The following is a 17936-nucleotide window of genomic DNA, read 5'->3' as shown; positions in this document are numbered from 1 at the left end:
GAGCGCGCTAAGCCAAATCAGGGCAATACATGCAGGGTTAAACTCTGGTTGATGGCGCCAGTAAAATGAGCACTGTATTCCCCCGCCACCAGCTTATGGGTCAGAAAAAAGGCACCGGAAGATACTACCTCGCCTGCATGTAAACTCAGGCCATGCTCAGCCAGCTTTTTCAGCAACCATTGCAAAGCATACAGTGGATTGCCCATCACCGCACTGGCCTGAGCAGTGATCACTGTCTGGTTATCCAGAGTAAGCTCAACCTGAATATCGCTCAGTTCATCTACCTGTAAATCATGGCCGTCAATATGGTCACCGTAGACAATATAACCACCTACTGCACCATCAGCTACAATCAGATATTTATTCAGCGCCGGAAACCAGTGTGCAAAGCGAGAGTCGGGAATTTCCATACAGCCGGTTACCCAGACACGCTTTAACAAATCTGCGTCGCTTATACCGTAGCTTAAATCAGTTTTGGCAATAAAACCCAGCTCGGCTTCAATCAGTGGCGCATTCATCTGTGCCAGTGACAGCGTGGCCGGTGCACGCAATATCTGGCGATGTTCTAGCTGCCCATACAATGGTTCGTCCATGCGGAGCAGCATTTGGGTAATTTTATTGGTTAGAGAAATTTTATAGCCGCCCAAAGGCGTAGTCTTGCCAGCAGTAAACATATGCTGTATCTGATAGGCATCATTTATATCACGCACACTTTCGGTATAGTTGAGCATGCTTAATGGCTGCTGTTGTTCATACGCCTGTAGCAAAGATGCAGCCAGTTTCTGATAATCCATCCTGCTCCTTGTTGTACCGATCAGAATCCCCAGTACAGATTAATCTGGTGTACTGAGCGGGCTGAGCCCCGGTAAATCAGCAAAACTGCGCTCGCGTACAATTTGGCAGAAATTATCCAGATAGCTTTTATTACCGTCAGATTCACGTATGGCTGCATATAGCTCACTTTGCAGCGGTATATCGCCAATCTGCCGCGCGACCACATAGCCCTTTTCCAGATAGGGCATTACCGTCCAGTAAGGCAAGGCAGCAATACCACGCCGGCTTGATACCAGTTGGATAATGGCAATGGTTAACTCACTGTTGCGCCGCGCGGGCTGCACACCTGCTGGTTTTAATACCTTGCGCAGTAAATCCAGCATATCGTCTGGTACCGGATAAGTGATAAGTGTTTCATCCACAAAATCCTGTGCCTGCCATACGCTTTTAGCAGCCAGTGGATGATCCTTGGCACAAATACCCACCATTTCATAGGCAAACAGCGGTTGAAAAATAATACCCGGCTGTGGTGCATATTCAGACACAATCGCCAGATCAGCCCGATGAGTCAGCAACAGCCCCACTGGGTCTGCCTGAAAGCCGGACACAATATCCAGCTCCACTTTCGGCCACAGTGGCCGGAAAGCATCCATAGCAGGCATCAGCCAGTCAAAACAGGTGTGACATTCCACCGCTACACGCAGCTCCCCTGCTTCCCCCTCAATAATCTGCGCCATATCCAGCTCGGCTACCGTTACCAGTGGCGTAATTTCACGTGCCAGTTGCAACAGACGCACCCCAACCGGTGTAAAGTGAATTGGGTTGGATTTACGCTCAAACAGCGGAGTGCCATAAAATTGTTCCAGAACACGAATCTGATGTGACAGCGCAGACTGGGTCAAAAAAACCCGCTTGGCAGCCATTGAGACACTACCGGTTTCTTCCAGAGCCAGCAAAGTGCGTAAATGACGCAGTTCAATAATCGACTCCATGTTTTCCACCCTTGATTAGCATTTTAACTACAAACACAAGTTAAAAAATTCATAAACAGCCGCATTGTTTATAAACAAAAATTGTATGGCTAACATAATTATCACCTTGCGGATAGCCACTTATCTGTTTCCAGACTAGACGCTTACATACCATATCACATTCTCGCATTGCATTGTGCTGAAATGCAGTATTAAAAATATTCATACATAACTGCAAAATTTATCGCTTGTGGTCATGTCATAACTCACGCACACTGATAAATATTGAAATTCATCATCGATAGGGAGAAATAAATATGAATACATTCCATCTGTCTGGTTATCCACGTGTTGGAGCCAAGCGCGAACTAAAATTTGCAGTTGAAGCCTTCTGGAAAGGTAGCAAAAGTGAAGCCGAGCTGCGCCAGACTGCTGCTGATATCCGCCAGAAAAACTGGGCTACCCAGATTGCTGCCGGCGCAGACTTGCTGCCTGTAGGTGATTTTTCCTATTATGACCACGTACTGGATACCCTGTGTGCACTCGGAGCTATTCCCGCACGCTTCGGTTTTGATGCAGCCAAGCTGACACTAAGCCAGTATTTCGAACTGGCACGCGGTAATGCTACTCAGGTAGCTATGGAAATGACCAAATGGTTTGATACCAACTATCACTACATCGTGCCAGAATGGCATCAGGATACCAGCTTCAAAGCCAACGCAGCCAACCTGATTGCCCAGATAGAAGAAGCCAAAGCCACCGGTCACGATATCAAACCCACTTTGGTAGGCCCGCTTACCCTATTATGGCTGGGTAAAGAAAAAGATGCCGGCCATAACCGGCTGCAATTATTGCCGCGCCTGTTGCCTGAATACCAGAAACTTTTACGTGAACTGGCCAATGCCGGTGTCGACTGGATTCAGATTGACGAACCGATTCTTGCCGTCGATATTACCCGCGAATGGCTGGATGCTTTCGCACCTACCTATCAGGAACTGGCCATCACCGGTACACGCATCATTATCGGCACTTATTTTGGCAGTGTTGCCGAACATCTTAATTTACTCAAAAGCCTGCCAGTAAACGGCGTACATATCGATTGCGTACGTGCACCGGAACAACTGGCCGAATTTGCCAATGCATGGCCGGAAAACAAAGTACTGTCTGTTGGCCTGATTGACGGACGCAACGTCTGGCGTGCCAATCTGCGTGAAGTGATTGATTTACTCGCACCAGTTGCTACCCAGCTAGGCAACAATTTGTGGATTGCCCCGAGCTGTTCACTGTTACACAGTCCGCAGGATTTAAGCGTAGAAGAGAAACTTAACCCCGAAATCAGAAACTGGCTTGCCTTTGCTGCCCAGAAATTGCAGGAACTGGGCATCATCAAACAGGCACTGGCACACGGTAAAGACACCGTACAAGAAGCGCTTGCTGCTTCCGATGCGGCGGCTGCCGGACGCAAAACCAGCAAACTGATTCATAATGACAAGGTGGCAGAGCGCGTAGCCAGCCTGCGCGCTCATGCCGACCAACGCCACAGCCCGTTTGCACAGCGGATTGAAAAACAGCAGGCATGGATGAATCTGCCTTTGCTGCCAACCACGACCATTGGTTCATTCCCACAAACTCAGGAAATCCGTCAGGCACGTGCAGCCTTTAAAAAGGGCGAACTGAGTGCGGCTGATTACGAAGCTGCCATGAAAAAAGACATTGCCTACTGTGTTAAACAGCAAGAACAACTGGATATCGATGTACTGGTGCATGGCGAAGCCGAGCGCAACGATATGGTGGAATACTTTGGTGAGCAACTGGATGGCTACTGCTTCACCCAGTATGGCTGGGTGCAAAGCTACGGTTCCCGCTGCGTTAAACCGCCGATTATTTTTGGTGATGTTGCACGCCCCAAAGCCATGACCGTTGCCTGGTCTGCCTATGCCCAGTCTCTGACCAAACGGCCGATGAAAGGTATGTTAACTGGCCCCGTAACCATGATGAAATGGAGCTTTGTGCGTAACGACGTACCATTGAGTCTGGTATGCAAACAAATTGCGCTGGCACTGAACGACGAAGTGCTGGATCTGGAAAAAGCCGGCATCCGCGTTATCCAGATTGATGAGCCAGCCATTCGTGAAGCCTTGCCGCTGAAACGTGCACAATGGGATGAATATCTGGCCTGGGCATGTGAATCATTCCGCCTTACCTCAACTGATGCCGACGACAGCACTCAGATTCACACCCATATGTGCTATTCCGAATTCAACGACATACTGCCCGCCATTGCCAGCATGGATGCCGATGTAATTACCATTGAAACCTCACGTTCCGATATGGAATTACTGGATGCCTTTGTGAAATTCAGCTATCCGAATGACATCGGCCCCGGCGTTTACGATATCCACAGCCCGCGTGTACCTACCGAAGCAGAAGTAGAACACCTGCTGCGTAAAGCACTAAAAGTAATCGACCAACGGCGTTTATGGGTAAATCCGGATTGCGGCCTGAAAACCCGTGGCTGGCCAGAAACCACCGCAGCACTAGAAGTGATGGTGAAAGTAACCAAAAAACTGCGCGACGAATTAAGCGCCTAAACCCCGCTTAGTCCAGCATAATTCAGCCGCTCCAGCACAACCGGAGCGGTTTTCTGTATCCGCTTGCTAAATTAACGCTCAGGAAAATACCAATAAATAATTAATTTAATAATTCCATAGGAATAAAATGCACATATAAAAGCCTCTATATTATTCAGGCACATTTCCTCAATAAATATACAGTCATGCTACATGATGGCTATAAAGCCGTAACAAAAATGTAATGTAAGCCACCACTTTAATTTAATGCAAGCCACTTTCGCTATACTGGTAAACAGACCAGCATACACACCGCCAAGCTTGAGTACAGGATTATATTGTTGCAAGCTGAAAATATTGTAGCTCTTTAATAAAGCATCCTGTTATAGCCGATATCAAGCATAGGGCACAAAGTATTTAAAATGCATATATTATACCTTTTGCCCATTACGGTATATGAGTTGATATAGTGAAAAAAGCGATTTAAGCGTTGTTTTACTTCTGGCTGAATTGAGAAATTATTATCTGAATCAAAATCAATTGTGACCTTAATATTGATTCATCAATGTAACCGAATAATAGACCCTAAGACATAGAATCAAGCACAAATTCAATAAAAATATTAAGCTTTGATGGCCGTTGCCTGTCGGCAGGATAAAGTAAATGTACTTCTCTTGCTGGTGGTAAAAAATTTTGTAATATGGGTAGTAATTTATTTTGTGTAATAGCCTCTCTAAGCATAGATTCAGGTAGCATGGTGATACCTAATCCTTCGATTGCTGCGGTTGCTAACGCCAAAGTATCATTGCTTGTCAACGAACCTGATATGGGAAGGTGAACTAGCTTTCCATTAATCGTAAAAGGCCAAAGGTAATCTTTTTTACTTGGATTAACATATTGATAAATCAGGCACTGATGTTTTTTTATATCATTGGGAACAGATGGCACACCATATTGAGCCAGATAACTGGGCGAAGCCGCAAAAATGAGTTGATAAGGATTTAGTCTACGAGCTATTAAACCTGAATCAGTTAATTCACCAACACGAAACACAATATCAAAATTTTCCTGAACTAAATCAACATAGCGATCATTCAATTGAATATCCACACTCATTTTTGGATAGCGTTTCATAAAATGGCTTATTACTAGTATTACATTAAAATGTCCGTAGCTTACCGGAGCACTAATTTTTAAATTTCCCCTCGGTTCATCACTATATTGTTGTGCAAGCGTTTTAGTTGCTTTAATTTCTCCTAAAATAAACAAACATCTTTCATAATATTGTTTGCCAAACTCGGTAAGATTTTGTGACCGAGTTGTTCTATTTAATAGCTTTAAGCCCAAATAATTTTCTAAAAATGCAATATATTTAGCGATCATTTGTGGCGATGTATTTAATGAAATAGACGTCGCCGCAAAAGAACCGGTTTTCACGGTCAAGACAAATGCCTCCATACATCTAAATAAATCCATATTGCCAACTCTAAGTTGTTAGTAAATCAATTATAACAATATTTATTATGTTTTAATTTGTAATGATAATACGAATAACTGTCCAAAAAAGGAAATATTATGCTGAAAAAGATTGGTATTATTGGTGCAGGATTTGTCGGCCAAGCCTATGCGACTATATTTATGCGGGCAGGCTATCAAGTTATGTTAAGTAACTCACGAGATAAAAATACACTATTTAGTGTGAGCAGTAACATAGGTTGTCAAATTGGCAGTCGAGATGAAGCCATTGAATTTGGAAATGTTATTTTGATCGCGATTCCATTTATTAATTATTCACAACTACCCGCTAATTTAATGGATAATAAAATAGTGCTTGATGCAATGAACTATTATCCTAATCGTGACGGGCATTTTCAGCAATTAGATAACTATGAAATCACAACCAGTGAATTGGTTGCTCAGCATCTTTCTAAATCCAAAATTGTTAAAGTCTTTAATGCAATTCTGGCAAAAGATATTGTTAAAGATGCCAAACCAGATGATAAGTTGAATAGAAGAGCAATCCCTGTGGCTGGCAATGATTTAGCAGCCAAACAAACTGTTTTTAATTTACTTGAACATGTCGGCTATGATTATGTTGATGTTGGTCTTTTATCTGATAGCTGGAAATTTGAACGAGCTAAGCCTGCGTATTGCTTCCCATTAAATGTTCAACAGTTACATGATGCACTAAAGCAAGCACAAAGAGACATCGAATTACCAGAAAATTCATGGAAATAAGTGATTAAAAATTTGAATATTACTAATCAATAATCATAATTATTCTAAAAAGGTAAATAAGATATGAAAAGCAGAGATAATAAATATACTGTTATCACCGGTGCCAGCTCTGGAATAGGCTATGCAACAGCCATCGCTTTTGCCAAGCGAGATAAAAACCTTATTGTGATCGCCAGACGGAAAGAAAAACTGGAAGCATTAAAGCAAGAAATAGCAAGCATTAATGCTAATGTAGAGGTTGTGATTAAAGTATGCGATTTATCCAGCGCGACAAATACTCATTCGCTGTTTGATGATTTAGAAAACTATTTTATCGAAACGTGGATAAATAATGCCGGATTCGGACATTATGGAAGCGTTAAAGATCAAGATTTAGATAAAATAGAAACCATGCTTCATCTCAACATTGAAGCATTAACAATTCTCTCTACCCGTTATGTCAGTAAATATCAAAATGAGCCAGGCACTCAAATTATTAATATTTCATCGCGCGGAGGATATACAATCGTACCCAATGCGGTTACCTATTGTGCCACTAAATTTTATGTTAATGCCTTTACCGAGGGATTGGCACATGAATTAAAGCAGGCTAAAGCCAAATTGGTGGCAAAAGTACTTGCACCTGCTGCAACAGAAACAGAATTTGCTCACGTAGCAAATAACACATTTGAATATGATTATAAAAAACAGTTTAATCAGTTTCATACAGCCGATCAAATGGCGGGCTTTTTAATAGCACTTTATGATAGCGATAAAACGATTGGTGAAATCAGTACCAAAGACTTTTCATTTAGTCTAAAAGATGACGTCTTGCCTTATTCTGATAATCCTTTGCAGAATCAAAAATCCTAATTGCTATTTGCTTAACACTAAATGATATTTTCAACCTGAAACATCTTAACAAGCATTGTGCTTGTTAAGATATCGATTGAAAATCAAAGATTACTAAATCCGTATACATGTCCAAACAGCATTAGGCGGTGATAGCAGATAAACACCATCACTATTATTTTGAATACTTATACAAAGCACCATACTTTCTGCAATCTCAAAACACATTCTACGTGATAGCAAGTTGGTAATCACAATGATTAATTATCCAGTTAATACGTCTAGATTAGGATAATATTATGTGAGGTCGGAAATTACATTACGGGTTGATTATCCATATCTAACATCAATTGTAATCATTTATAAGCTCATGACAAAAGTTGGTGGCTTTAACTATTGCTATAAACATATTAATATTGCTGCGTTTTTTTGTCAGTTTTACTGGTTATTAGTATTTTGCTGACCGGCTTCTTCGTTATTCGAGTCTGTTTGTCCTTTAAATTTTTTGACATTTTCTGGTGCAGCTGAAGCTATTCTGCCCATGGTTTCCCTGAGGATTTTTCCATCATCTAAGCTTATTAGATGAAAAGAATAACCAAATTAAAATCAGAACAAGGGTGAAATTCATTGGCATAAATTGAAAAAATTATTTATAATCAAATTTTTATAATTGAAACGTTTGATGCCTGCCATTATTCAGCGTGCAAAAGAACACAGTACAAATTAGCTTGTTATTAATTTGACTTTAATAAATTATTTTCCATAAACTATTAATATATATTTCATTTTTTATAATCTAGCTGAACTATCCGTTGATATACAGTGAAAAAGTAGAAAAATTTCTAGCATAAAAACATAAAAGAGGATTAAATATGAAAAATGACTGAGTGCCAAAGCGTATCCATATTAGAAGCATAAGCTGTATTTCCCATAATAAAATCTACTCTAAAAATGGCATGGATAATTCACTTTTTTATCCATAATGAAAAAATATGAGGTATGAAGACACTGATATTAGATCATGAATGGTTTTTAGGAACCAAAAGCGGAAACTTAAATAGATATTTGCGAAACTCATTTTAAAACCAAAGCTTCATGAAGAAATCGTAAAAAGTTAACGGCTTCACCATAAGTATCGCATTGAGTGCTAGATTGGTTTTTTTAACCATCTGTTCAAAGCTCAATCGAAACTAAACTATTAGTTGCTATATGCCATATTAATATAACAATAAAATTTTCATGTTTATCGTGTCAGATTTAAAAATTTAACCATTATGTTTTATACCTGTTTCTTGGTTAAATACAGCGGTTAGATTTTTAAAAGTACCAACAGATATTGCTGAGTATGGGTAATAATTAATTGTACTGCTTAATAAGCATTAAATTTCAGCTACTGATTTTGTCCTATTTTTAACAAAATTAACCTGAATAAAAACGCAGACTACCACATAGGCAGTCTGCACCGACTGTTTTTAATTTATATACCTAGTTAACCTGATATTTGGCCAGTACCGCGCGAATCTGTGGTAAAGCAGCACGTGCCGCCTGTTCTCCTAGCTGGATAGCCTGAGTTTTCTGGTCAAAGCCGCCAACAGTACCCAGCTTCTGTACCTGTGGACTGATAATCACCTGTGCTTTACCCAGCTCGCTGCTTAGCGCTGATGCACTCATGATGTTAAGGCTCTGGTCGAGGTAAGAGAAAAAACCTTCGCTAGTCAGACGTGCGGGCTTGGCCGAGATATCTACAGCAATCACCACATTGGCGCCAAGCTGTCTGGCGGCACTAACGGGTACAGGGGCAACCAAACCGCCATCGACAAAACGCTTATTACCGATAACAGTAGGCTGAAAAATATTGGGAATACTGGCAGAAGCCCGTACCGCCTGCCCAGCATTGCCACTGGTGAAAACCGCCATGCGTCCAGTACCAAATTCAGTGGCTACTGCGCCAAAGCGGATAGGAAATTGCTGAATCGGTTTATTACGTACTTTGGCATTGATGTAATCTTGTAGTTTCTGCCCTTTGATAAAGCCGGAAGTAGACAGCACCGGGTCGACCAGATCGGATTTATTCAGTATTTCGGCTTCTAGTTCCAGCCGGTCGGGGCTCATACCGGAAGCGTACATGCTGCCCACAAGCGCTCCGGCGCTGGTACCGGTAACAACATGTACCGGAATGTGGTTTTCCTGTAATACTTTAATGACGCCAATATGGGCAAACCCTTTGGAAACGCCCCCACCAAGAGCCAGCCCGATAACAGCGCGAGGCTTGGCAGGTGCCGGCGGTGTGGCCGGAGCAGTGCTTTTGCAGGCAGTAATGGTAAAAAATGTGGTAATAATCAGTACGCTATTGCGCAGCAACGCTGTGAATTTCATATGATATTAAGGTTCGGATGTTTTGGTTGCAGATGATGAATAAAATTGTATAGGTACAGCATTCTCTGGCAGTACCTGTTTTTTAACGCCATGTCCATACACAAGCTCAAGCGTTACGTTATGGATGTCATTGTTTTTCCAGGCCTGAGCCAGAATGCGCACCGCATCAATTTCGTTATCAAATTGCAGGCTCTGCCACAGGCCGGCCGTGCGCATATCATCAATAAAGCGCTCTGCCCTGGTGTATTGCAGAGTAAGCATGTTCATGTCCATCACTGGATCGTAAAAGCCGTGCTGGTACAGCATGTCCCCAAGGTCGTGCATGTCAAGCAGGCGCGGAGTTTTGACAACTATACCCTCTGCGCGCCACAGTGTCAGAACTTCTTTCAGGGTATCCGGACCAAAATGGCTGAAAAACAACAAACCATCCGGCTGCAAAGCTTCTGCCCAGTTTTTTATCACCGCTATTGGATCCGTCTGATGAATCAGGCCGAGATTACTCCATACCATATCGGCAGCCTGATTGCCGGGAAGCTGGTCAGAAACAGTTTGTGCAGGCAAACTGCCATTCAGCTTCTGCCACCAGCTCAGTTTGGTCTTGCGCATAGCCTGTGCTGCCTGTAAATAGGTATCACGGCTGTCAAACTCCTGAAACCGGGCATGTGGATAACGCATTTTGAGCAGCCGATAGCTTTCATTGCCGTCTGCGGCGGCCAGCAGGATGTGCTGCGGTGGTTGTTTCAGAATACTCAGGCGTTCGTCCAGAGTAGCGGCCAGATGCGCATGGAGAAACCAGTCTGGCTGGTGCGGCAGGGTTGTCATGAATGTTGTTCCCAAAACTGACCCAGTACCCGGGCAAATTCATCAGGATGGCTTAAAAATGGTGTGTGTGCAGCCTGCGGCAGGAGACACCATTCGCTTTGCGGTAGCTGCTGATGCAGATATTCACCCATGCGTGGCGGGGTAATGGCATCGCGGCCACCATAAACCAGTAATACCGGACAGTTTATGCTACTGAGTAACGGGCGTAAATCAGCCTGTTCCAGCGCATGCAAAGCAGCGTTAAGAGCAGTTGGCGGCCCATACTGACAGATGGCGTCCACCAGACTATTGATACTTGTACGTGCACAAATATCTGCATACAGCATCTGCAAGTGTAGAAACTCATGCATGTATTTGGGATAATCTTCGCTGAACTTGCTGGCCATCATATTAAGGCTAACGCGTTGCAGACCTTGTGGATAGTCGCTGCTGGCCATTAGTTTGGCCAGACTGGCCGTCAGGCACAGCGAGGCTACTTTCTCTGGATAGCGTGCCGCCAGACTTAATGCCACCATGCCTCCCAGCGACCAGCCAAGTAAATGGGTACGGGCGGTTAGTTGCGCGGCTAGTCGGTCGGCAATGCTGTCTATATTGAAAGTGCCATCAAACGGTGCGCAGCCATGGCCGGGTAAATCTGGGATACACCAGTTTTTTTGCCCTGTGGCCGGCAGATGCGCCAGCAAGGGATCGAATATATGGTGATTGGCGCCCCAGCCGTGAATTAATAAAGTTTGGGAAGGTGTAGTCATGGGTATGATTTCATTACTCACTTCATTCTGGCACGCATGTATCGGTATGCCACATTGCTTATTATGCCACGATTATGCACATGTCTCAGGTTTGTGCCGGGCGTGCTGGCATGATATGGCCGCTTTGCAGCGTACCGATACAGATATATGTCCGCGTTGCCGTGGTGGCCGACTAGTGGCCGGACTTTGCGAGCAGTGTCAGCAGCAATGGCCGTTTACCACCTTGTATGCCAGTTACCGCTACGCAGCGCCATTGCAGCAGATGCTGAGCGCATTCAAGCATCAGCGACAGCTCGCCTTGCTGGATACACTGGCGGCACTGATGCTGGCACAGCCGCCGCAGTGGCTGGCGCAAGTAAGGATAGATGCTGTACTGGCCATGCCACTAAGCCGCAAACGTCTGTTTGAACGCGGTTTCAACCAGAGCCAACTGCTTGCCGCCATCATTGCCCGGCATTACGCGCTACCTGTGCTGCGGCCAGACTGGGTACAACGTTGTTACCGGCCGCCACAATCCACTTTGAAAAAATCAGCACGCCAGCGCAATGTACGCGGTGTATTTCGGCTTAATCATGCAGTAAAAAAACGTAACCTATTATTAATTGATGATGTTGTGACCACTGGCGCAACAATTACCGAGTTGGCTCAAACCCTTAAAAAATCGGGCGCTTCACGGATTTATGTCTGGACACTGGCACATCCGGAATGAAAAATCTTTGACAGACAAAGGGCTATTTGGCATAGTGTCGCCCTGTTAAATAACTGATTCAATTATTAACTGCGTTACAATTTTGGCATTTTGCCAATGAGTTAGTAAGCAACTTTTTGAACCCGCCAATGTGCTGTAATAATTAACAGCCGGTGTTTGTTCTTGCCAATTGAGGTTACAGCCTCTCCCGCCACATTTTAAAGTGGCCACCGCTGTTTTTTGCTGTCTTAGTATAAATTCAGTTTTTACCGGACAAAGTATTGTTGTGAACAACAATGGTTGTGCGTCTGGTTTTTGCGTCTTTTACTCAAAGAAACGGAAATACGGTTTGATCAGGATTAAAGTATTATTTGTTAGTGTGGCAATGATGTTTGGTTTCAGTATGGCTTATGCCAAACAGACCAATAATTTATCAGCGCCGGTTTATCATACTAAAAAATCAGTATCTAATCTTACAGTAGTACCAGCAGAACATCTGCACAAAACAGCTAATCTTAGCTATCAGGTAGCGGGCAAACGTTATTACCCGCTGCAAAAAGTGGCCAGTTTCAGTCAGGTAGGCCGAGCCTCCTACTATGGTCAGAATTTTCAAGGGCGTCGCACTTCATCTGGTGAGCGTTTTAACAGCCAGATGCTTACTGCTGCTCACCCAACCTTGCCTATCCCCAGTTATGCCCGGGTAACCAATCTGTCCAATGGCAAGACAGTGGTCGTACGTGTCAACGATCGTGGCCCATTTCACGCTAACCGGGTAATGGATTTATCCTATGCCGCAGCGCAACAGTTAGGTTTCGTCCGTGCCGGTACTGCTCAGGTACGGGTAGAACAGATTGTGCCCGGCGAACGTATCCAGCCGGCTGGCACAGGTGGCAATATTTATGTAGACCTACAGCGGTTTGGCAGCAAAGAAAAAGCCCAGCAATATCTGAAAGCAACCTCACAGCATTTGCTGGCGGCCGGAAGCCAACATCAGGCCAAGCTAGTAAAAGTCAAAGACAGCTATGTTGTCCGCATGGGGCCTTTTCAGCAACAGCAACGTGCTGATGAAGCGAAAAAATCAATGTTAACCGCATTGTAAACCCTGCTATCAGGTCTGAAAAAAGCCCGTGGTATCATGCACGGGCTTTTGTTTATTTGCTAGTTGGAAAAGGAATATAATGATTGGTCGTTTACGTGGAATTATACTGGAAAAAAATCCGCCTGTAGTCGTACTAGATGTTCATGGCGTGGGCTACGAGACTCAAGTATCCATGCAAACCTTTTACACCTTGCCGGCCGTGGGAGAAGAGGCGGCACTGTATACACAGCTAGTGGTACGTGAAGATGCCCATCTGCTATTTGGCTTTGGCTCCCGCGAAGAACGGGAAACATTCCGAGCTCTGGTAAAAGTAAGCGGTATTGGTGCCAAAAGTGCTTTGGGCATATTATCCACCCTTACTAGCGATGAATTGGCTACAGCGATTGCCACCGAAGACATTAAACGCCTGACAGCCGCGCCCGGTATCGGTAAGAAAACCGCCGAACGCATGGCGCTGGAATTACGTGGCAAGCTCGCCGGTGGTAGCAATGCCGCTGGCCTGTTTACCCCAGAAGCCACTGGTGGTAACGAAGATATTATCAATACACTGCTTGCCTTAGGCTATACCGACAAAGAAGCCCGTATTGCCTGCAAAAATATACCGGCGGGCACTGACATCAGTGAAGGTGTACGGCTGGCCTTAAAAAACATGCTATAACTATTTGTTTGATAATGACACAAGCCACCATAGGAAATTGTATGGCCTCTAAATTGATTTTGCTGGATCAGGATGGCGTGTTAGCCGACTTTGAACAGGGAGTACGGCAACTATGGCAGCAGACTTATGAACAACCACTGCCACTGGCTGAGCGCAGGCATTTTTACCTGTGTGATGATATGGCACCCCAGTATCACCAACAGCTAGCCCGGATTTATAGCAGCAAAGGTTTTTTCGCCTCCTTACCACCCATGCTAGATGGTATTGCCGCGGCCAGACGCTTACTGGAAGCCGGTCATGATGTGCGTATCTGTACCTCACCCATTCAGGCTTATCATTACTGTGTAGCTGAAAAATTTGACTGGGTATGCCAGCATCTGGGCGAAGACTGGCTACAGCGCATTATTTTAGCCAAAGACAAAACATGGGTACGTGGCGATATTCTGATTGATGACAAACCACAGATAAGCGGCAGCCTGATACCGCAGTGGCAGCACTGGATTTACGATCAGCCTTACAACCGAACTCAGACCAAGTTGCACCGGGTAAACTGGACGCAACCCGAAACCTGGTCTGAATTATTGCAATAAAGACCATACAGAATAAATAGAAAGGTTGGAGACTAGCAGTGAAAACAATATTTTTAACCTCCTATATTGCCGGAACAACCCAGCAGCTTGCAGATTTTATTCAGAAAAATCAAATAAACAGTAAAAATGTCCTGTTTATTCCCACTGCTGGCAATGTTGAAAGTTACACCGGGTATATAGATGAAGGCAAAGCAGCACTGCAACAACTTGGATTTCAGCTTGAATTACTGGATATAGCCAGTGCCGATACCCAGCACTGCCACCAAGCCTTTACAGCCGCAGAAATAATCTGCATAGCCGGCGGCAACACATTTTATTTATTGCAGCAACTAAAAAGAAAAAATCTTGATCAGTTACTTGTACACAGAATTGCACAGGGCTGCATTTATATCGGCGAGTCGGCAGGCGCAATTATTCTGGCCGCTGACATTGAATATAGCAGTATGATGGACGACAGCAGTCTGGCGCCTGAACTGGATAACTATGCCGGTTTAAACATCATCGATTTCTACCCCTTACCGCATTATATCGAGGAACCTTTTGTAGATTCGGTACAGCAAATCTATGCGAAGTATAGCAATCGTTTAAAGTTAATACCTTTTAATAATCAACATGCTATTATTGTAAATAATCATGATTATACGGTGGTATAAATATTCATGAATATAAATAGCCAAAAGAATTACGTGGATAAACAAAACCGTCTGAATAACATAGCAATCATGTCATGATGTATTATCAAACAAGCATCTGCTTGGGCTACAATAGCACAATTAATTCATTACCAAAGACAAGAGTTTATTGAACTTTGGTTTACCCTAGTATCAGGAATACCCCATGTTTCGATTTTTTAAAAGAAAAAAAAATACAGAACCAGCAGTGGAACAACCAGCATCCACGCCCAGCCAGCCAGAGAATGTACAACAGCTACAGGAGGTAATTGTTGAATCAGCTCCGGCTGAAACAACTGTTAAAACTGAAGCGGAAACCATCCACCCTACCACAGCAGAACCAGCACCAGCTGACGAAGCACCTGCCCAACCGGCCGCAGAGACAGCCGAAGAAATCATTGTACCGACAGTGGTGGATGAACCGGCAGCCATTGCCACAACCACAGAACCAGTACCAGCTCAGACACCGGCAAGCGAAAATGCCATGGTTATCCCGGTTGCACCAGCAGAAACCAGTAGCGAGGCAGATAAACCGGCCAAGCTGGGCTGGGCAGCACGCTTAAAACAGGGGCTGAGCAAATCGCGTAACCATATGGCCAAATCGCTGGCTTCCGTGTTTGGCGGTGGCAAAATCGACGAAGACCTGTACGAGGAGCTGGAAACCGTACTGCTCACCAGCGATATGGGTATCGAAGCCACCGAAAAACTACTGGCACAGGTACGCCAGCGGGTGACCCTGAAAGGGCTGAAAAACGGTAACGAACTGCGCAGTGCCCTGAAAGAAGCATTGTATGAATTACTGCTACCCCTACAGCAACCCCTGATTTTACCCACAGATAAAAAGCCGTTTGTTATCATGATGGCTGGTGTGAATGGCGCAGGCAAAACCACCAGCATCGGTAAACTGGCCAAATATTTCCAGAGCCAAGGTAAAAGCGTACTATTGGCCGCTGGTGACACTTTCCGAGCTGCTGCGCGTGAACAATTGCAGCAATGGGGTGAGCGCAATAACGTTACCGTGATTGCGCAGGCTTCCGGCGATTCGGCTGCCGTTTGCTTTGATGCACTGGAAGCCGCCAAAGCACGCGGTATTGATGTGGTACTGGCCGATACCGCCGGCAGATTACCTACCCAGTTACATCTGATGGAAGAAATCAAAAAAGTAAAACGCGTACTACAAAAATCCCTGCCCGAAGCACCGCATGAAGTGATGCTGGTACTGGACGCCAACGTTGGCCAGAATGCCATTAATCAGGTAGTCGCATTCGATGACGCCCTTGGTTTAACCGGCCTGATTGTTTCCAAACTCGATGGCACCGCCAAAGGCGGTATTCTCGCCGCATTGGCGGCCAAACGCCCTATTCCGGTACGTTTTATCGGTGTAGGTGAAGGCATCGATGATTTACGCCCGTTTGATGCACGCGCGTTTGTGGATGCGTTGATTGAGGATGAGTAATATTTAAGCACAGAAAGATATGATAAGAGAAAATTTAAATATTGTTTTAACTGATAAATGAATATCGTCTGATTATTTCAATAAGTAAACTAGGAATTTTTTTAATTAATTTATAGAAGTTTTAAGTATGAAAGAAGACTGAACACCAACGCGTAACTATATTCAGAGAGGCTAAAGCAAACATTCCGGTTAAGGAGCTCATGAGGCATTAAATAATATGATACTGATTGAATATAAAGTACTTAAATATGCAGCATAATCTTCTACGGAATTTGTTTGCTAAATTTTTGTGTATGTAATATAGGAGTATGCTTATGGTAAAAAAAATATGGGCATATGCTAAAAATAAACAAAACGATTTTATTCAACACCAACACTCAAGCCTGAGAAAATTTTATATATGGGAGGTTTTGAAAATGAAACAAAATTTTCCTGAAGAATATAATAAATTAACTTTTTATAGTACTCAGACAAATGAATCAAATCGCTCTAGAATGACTCCAGTTAAAAATGGTTTTTTTAGATATGCTGAAAATATGAAAGGTGGCAATAACCAAAATGGAGATAATGAATCAATTTCTCATTCTGTGGCTATTTCAGTTTTATCGGAATTAAAAAAAATAAAATTTGTAATAGGACAAGAATGTTACCATTTAAATTTTTCACATCTTCAAGAGGGGCCGCGGCTCCAGTTTGAAAATGGGAGATTTTATTTCCCTGATCTGATTGGATATTTTGATTCTGAATGTGAGCTGGCCAATAAATGGAATGGTAAAGTGGCAATTGAAGTTGTTGTAAATCATAAATGCGAACCCCAGAAAATAAAAGATTTCTTTAACCATAATATACCAATAATAGAAGTTTATATATCAGAAAAAATTCAGTTTTTAAAAGAAGTCAAAAAACAAAGATTTGATAGTACAGATGTGGAGAATTACCATCAATTTTTAACAAAAACATTTACAGAACGGGTTTATGGACGTATCGTTTCAGATCCTAGTTCAGATCTATATTACCAAAAACAATTGAATTTAAAAGAAGAAGAGCTTAAATCATATATAAAACAAATTCAGCTATGCAAGCAAGAAAAGAACGATATAAGTGATAAATACAAAAAGATAGAAGAAGATTTAAATTTTCAGAAGCAGAATTTTCTGTGTTCAGAAAATAAATTAGAAGAATCTAGCAGATTAAATCAGGAATTACTTTATAAATACACAAAGATGAATGAAATGCTTAATATTGCAAATGAAAACTGTCAGTCCTTAGAAATTAAGTTAGTAGAATCTGAAAGAATAAATAAAGAATTACAAATTAAATTACAAAAATTGGAATCTATGAGCTGGTGGGAAAAATTAAAATCATTATTTTAGTCGCTATTAAATATATTATTGTAAACTAATATTTGTTAATTATTTCGTGCTAACATATTTTAAATAAAAA

Annotated in this window: 16 protein-coding genes; 10 read left to right on the top strand and 6 right to left on the bottom strand. The window is 43.0% G+C overall.

Going from position 1 to position 17936, the window contains the following annotated elements:
* Positions 1-17: 17 nt before the first annotated feature.
* Positions 18-794: a 2-keto-4-pentenoate hydratase gene (locus tag MJ764_RS06075; RefSeq protein WP_239325568.1), complete on the bottom strand. Its 777-nt coding sequence runs from the start codon at positions 792-794 to the stop codon at positions 18-20.
* A gap of 39 nt (positions 795-833) precedes the next feature.
* Positions 834-1766 carry a LysR family transcriptional regulator gene (locus tag MJ764_RS06070; protein ID WP_239325566.1) on the bottom strand — a complete coding sequence of 311 codons (933 nt, stop codon included), beginning with the start codon at positions 1764-1766 and terminating at the stop codon, positions 834-836.
* Between the two features lie 296 nt (positions 1767-2062).
* Here MJ764_RS06070 and metE point away from each other — a divergent pair, with 296 nt between their 5' ends.
* On the top strand, positions 2063-4336 hold the full coding sequence (metE, locus tag MJ764_RS06065; RefSeq protein WP_239325564.1) for a 5-methyltetrahydropteroyltriglutamate--homocysteine S-methyltransferase: 2274 nt from the start codon (positions 2063-2065) through the stop codon (positions 4334-4336).
* Between the two features lie 564 nt (positions 4337-4900).
* Here metE and MJ764_RS06060 read toward each other — a convergent pair.
* The gene (locus MJ764_RS06060; RefSeq protein ID WP_239325562.1) at positions 4901-5773 is read right to left on the bottom strand and encodes a LysR family transcriptional regulator; all 873 of its coding nucleotides are present in this window, start codon (positions 5771-5773) and stop codon (positions 4901-4903) included.
* A 117-nt stretch (positions 5774-5890) separates the two neighbouring features.
* On the opposite strand from MJ764_RS06060, the gene MJ764_RS06055 reads away from it, so the two are divergent.
* Both MJ764_RS06055 and MJ764_RS06050 read left to right on the top strand, forming a co-directional pair.
* The gene (locus MJ764_RS06055) at positions 5891-6553 is read left to right on the top strand and encodes an NADPH-dependent F420 reductase (protein WP_239325560.1); all 663 of its coding nucleotides are present in this window, start codon (positions 5891-5893) and stop codon (positions 6551-6553) included.
* Positions 6554-6616: 63 nt separating this feature from the next.
* Positions 6617-7405: an SDR family NAD(P)-dependent oxidoreductase gene (locus MJ764_RS06050; RefSeq protein WP_239325558.1), complete on the top strand. Its 789-nt coding sequence runs from the start codon at positions 6617-6619 to the stop codon at positions 7403-7405.
* Between the two features lie 1464 nt (positions 7406-8869).
* On the opposite strand, the gene MJ764_RS06045 is transcribed toward MJ764_RS06050, so the two are convergent.
* Genes MJ764_RS06045 through bioH form a run of 3 tightly spaced genes read right to left on the bottom strand, consistent with a single transcriptional unit; the run spans position 8870 to position 11331 of the window.
* Positions 8870-9760, bottom strand: a complete 891-nt coding sequence (locus tag MJ764_RS06045; protein ID WP_239325556.1) for a patatin-like phospholipase family protein — start codon at positions 9758-9760, stop codon at positions 8870-8872.
* A 6-nt stretch (positions 9761-9766) separates the two neighbouring features.
* Complete coding sequence (locus tag MJ764_RS06040) at positions 9767-10582, bottom strand: class I SAM-dependent methyltransferase (protein ID WP_239325554.1); 816 nt, start codon at positions 10580-10582, stop codon at positions 9767-9769.
* A complete protein-coding gene (gene bioH, locus MJ764_RS06035; protein ID WP_239325552.1) occupies positions 10579-11331 on the bottom strand; it encodes a pimeloyl-ACP methyl ester esterase BioH in 753 nt (250 codons plus the stop codon). The genes MJ764_RS06040 and bioH overlap by 4 nt, the downstream gene beginning before the upstream one ends.
* Between bioH and MJ764_RS06030 the strand changes: the two genes are divergently transcribed.
* The 7 genes from MJ764_RS06030 to MJ764_RS06000 all read left to right on the top strand — a co-directional run bounded on the left by MJ764_RS06030 (position 11330) and on the right by MJ764_RS06000 (position 17866).
* The gene (locus MJ764_RS06030) at positions 11330-12040 is read left to right on the top strand and encodes a ComF family protein (protein ID WP_239325550.1); all 711 of its coding nucleotides are present in this window, start codon (positions 11330-11332) and stop codon (positions 12038-12040) included. The two genes, bioH and MJ764_RS06030, sit on opposite strands and share 2 nt — an antisense overlap.
* Positions 12041-12368: 328 nt before the next feature.
* Complete coding sequence (locus MJ764_RS06025) at positions 12369-13118, top strand: septal ring lytic transglycosylase RlpA family protein (RefSeq protein WP_420853935.1); 750 nt, start codon at positions 12369-12371, stop codon at positions 13116-13118.
* Between the two features lie 79 nt (positions 13119-13197).
* Positions 13198-13776: a Holliday junction branch migration protein RuvA gene (ruvA, locus tag MJ764_RS06020; protein ID WP_239325548.1), complete on the top strand. Its 579-nt coding sequence runs from the start codon at positions 13198-13200 to the stop codon at positions 13774-13776.
* Between the two features lie 41 nt (positions 13777-13817).
* Positions 13818-14366 carry a 5' nucleotidase, NT5C type gene (locus MJ764_RS06015; protein ID WP_239325546.1) on the top strand — a complete coding sequence of 183 codons (549 nt, stop codon included), beginning with the start codon at positions 13818-13820 and terminating at the stop codon, positions 14364-14366.
* A gap of 38 nt (positions 14367-14404) precedes the next feature.
* Positions 14405-15019 (top strand): Type 1 glutamine amidotransferase-like domain-containing protein, encoded by a 615-nt coding sequence (locus MJ764_RS06010; protein WP_239325544.1) that lies wholly within the window; start codon positions 14405-14407, stop codon positions 15017-15019.
* Between the two features lie 184 nt (positions 15020-15203).
* Positions 15204-16493 (top strand): signal recognition particle-docking protein FtsY, encoded by a 1290-nt coding sequence (ftsY, locus tag MJ764_RS06005; protein WP_239325542.1) that lies wholly within the window; start codon positions 15204-15206, stop codon positions 16491-16493.
* A 314-nt stretch (positions 16494-16807) separates the two neighbouring features.
* Entirely contained in the window at positions 16808-17866 is a 1059-nt protein-coding gene (locus MJ764_RS06000; protein ID WP_239325541.1) for a hypothetical protein, read from the top strand.
* Positions 17867-17936 lie beyond the last annotated feature (70 nt).

This window comes from Snodgrassella gandavensis, from assembly GCF_914768025.1.
Taxonomy (GTDB): domain Bacteria; phylum Pseudomonadota; class Gammaproteobacteria; order Burkholderiales; family Neisseriaceae; genus Snodgrassella; species Snodgrassella gandavensis.
This window is presented reverse-complemented; position numbering and strand designations above follow the sequence as displayed.

What these genes read in the sequence shown, in the direction of transcription:
- metE (WP_239325564.1), top strand. Translation starts at nt 2,063, where the DNA reads ATGAATACATTCCATCTGTCTGGTTATCCACGTGTTGGAGCCAAGCGC.
- MJ764_RS06055 (WP_239325560.1), top strand. Translation starts at nt 5,891, where the DNA reads ATGCTGAAAAAGATTGGTATTATTGGTGCAGGATTTGTCGGCCAAGCC.
- MJ764_RS06040 (WP_239325554.1), bottom strand. Translation starts at nt 10,582, where the DNA reads ATGACAACCCTGCCGCACCAGCCAGACTGGTTTCTCCATGCGCATCTG.
- MJ764_RS06070 (WP_239325566.1), bottom strand. Translation starts at nt 1,766, where the DNA reads ATGGAGTCGATTATTGAACTGCGTCATTTACGCACTTTGCTGGCTCTG.
- ruvA (WP_239325548.1), top strand. Translation starts at nt 13,198, where the DNA reads ATGATTGGTCGTTTACGTGGAATTATACTGGAAAAAAATCCGCCTGTA.
- ftsY (WP_239325542.1), top strand. Translation starts at nt 15,204, where the DNA reads ATGTTTCGATTTTTTAAAAGAAAAAAAAATACAGAACCAGCAGTGGAA.
- MJ764_RS06000 (WP_239325541.1), top strand. Translation starts at nt 16,808, where the DNA reads ATGGTAAAAAAAATATGGGCATATGCTAAAAATAAACAAAACGATTTT.
- MJ764_RS06015 (WP_239325546.1), top strand. Translation starts at nt 13,818, where the DNA reads ATGGCCTCTAAATTGATTTTGCTGGATCAGGATGGCGTGTTAGCCGAC.
- bioH (WP_239325552.1), bottom strand. Translation starts at nt 11,331, where the DNA reads ATGACTACACCTTCCCAAACTTTATTAATTCACGGCTGGGGCGCCAAT.
- MJ764_RS06030 (WP_239325550.1), top strand. Translation starts at nt 11,330, where the DNA reads ATGGGTATGATTTCATTACTCACTTCATTCTGGCACGCATGTATCGGT.
- MJ764_RS06060 (WP_239325562.1), bottom strand. Translation starts at nt 5,773, where the DNA reads ATGGAGGCATTTGTCTTGACCGTGAAAACCGGTTCTTTTGCGGCGACG.
- MJ764_RS06045 (WP_239325556.1), bottom strand. Translation starts at nt 9,760, where the DNA reads ATGAAATTCACAGCGTTGCTGCGCAATAGCGTACTGATTATTACCACA.
- MJ764_RS06075 (WP_239325568.1), bottom strand. Translation starts at nt 794, where the DNA reads ATGGATTATCAGAAACTGGCTGCATCTTTGCTACAGGCGTATGAACAA.
- MJ764_RS06050 (WP_239325558.1), top strand. Translation starts at nt 6,617, where the DNA reads ATGAAAAGCAGAGATAATAAATATACTGTTATCACCGGTGCCAGCTCT.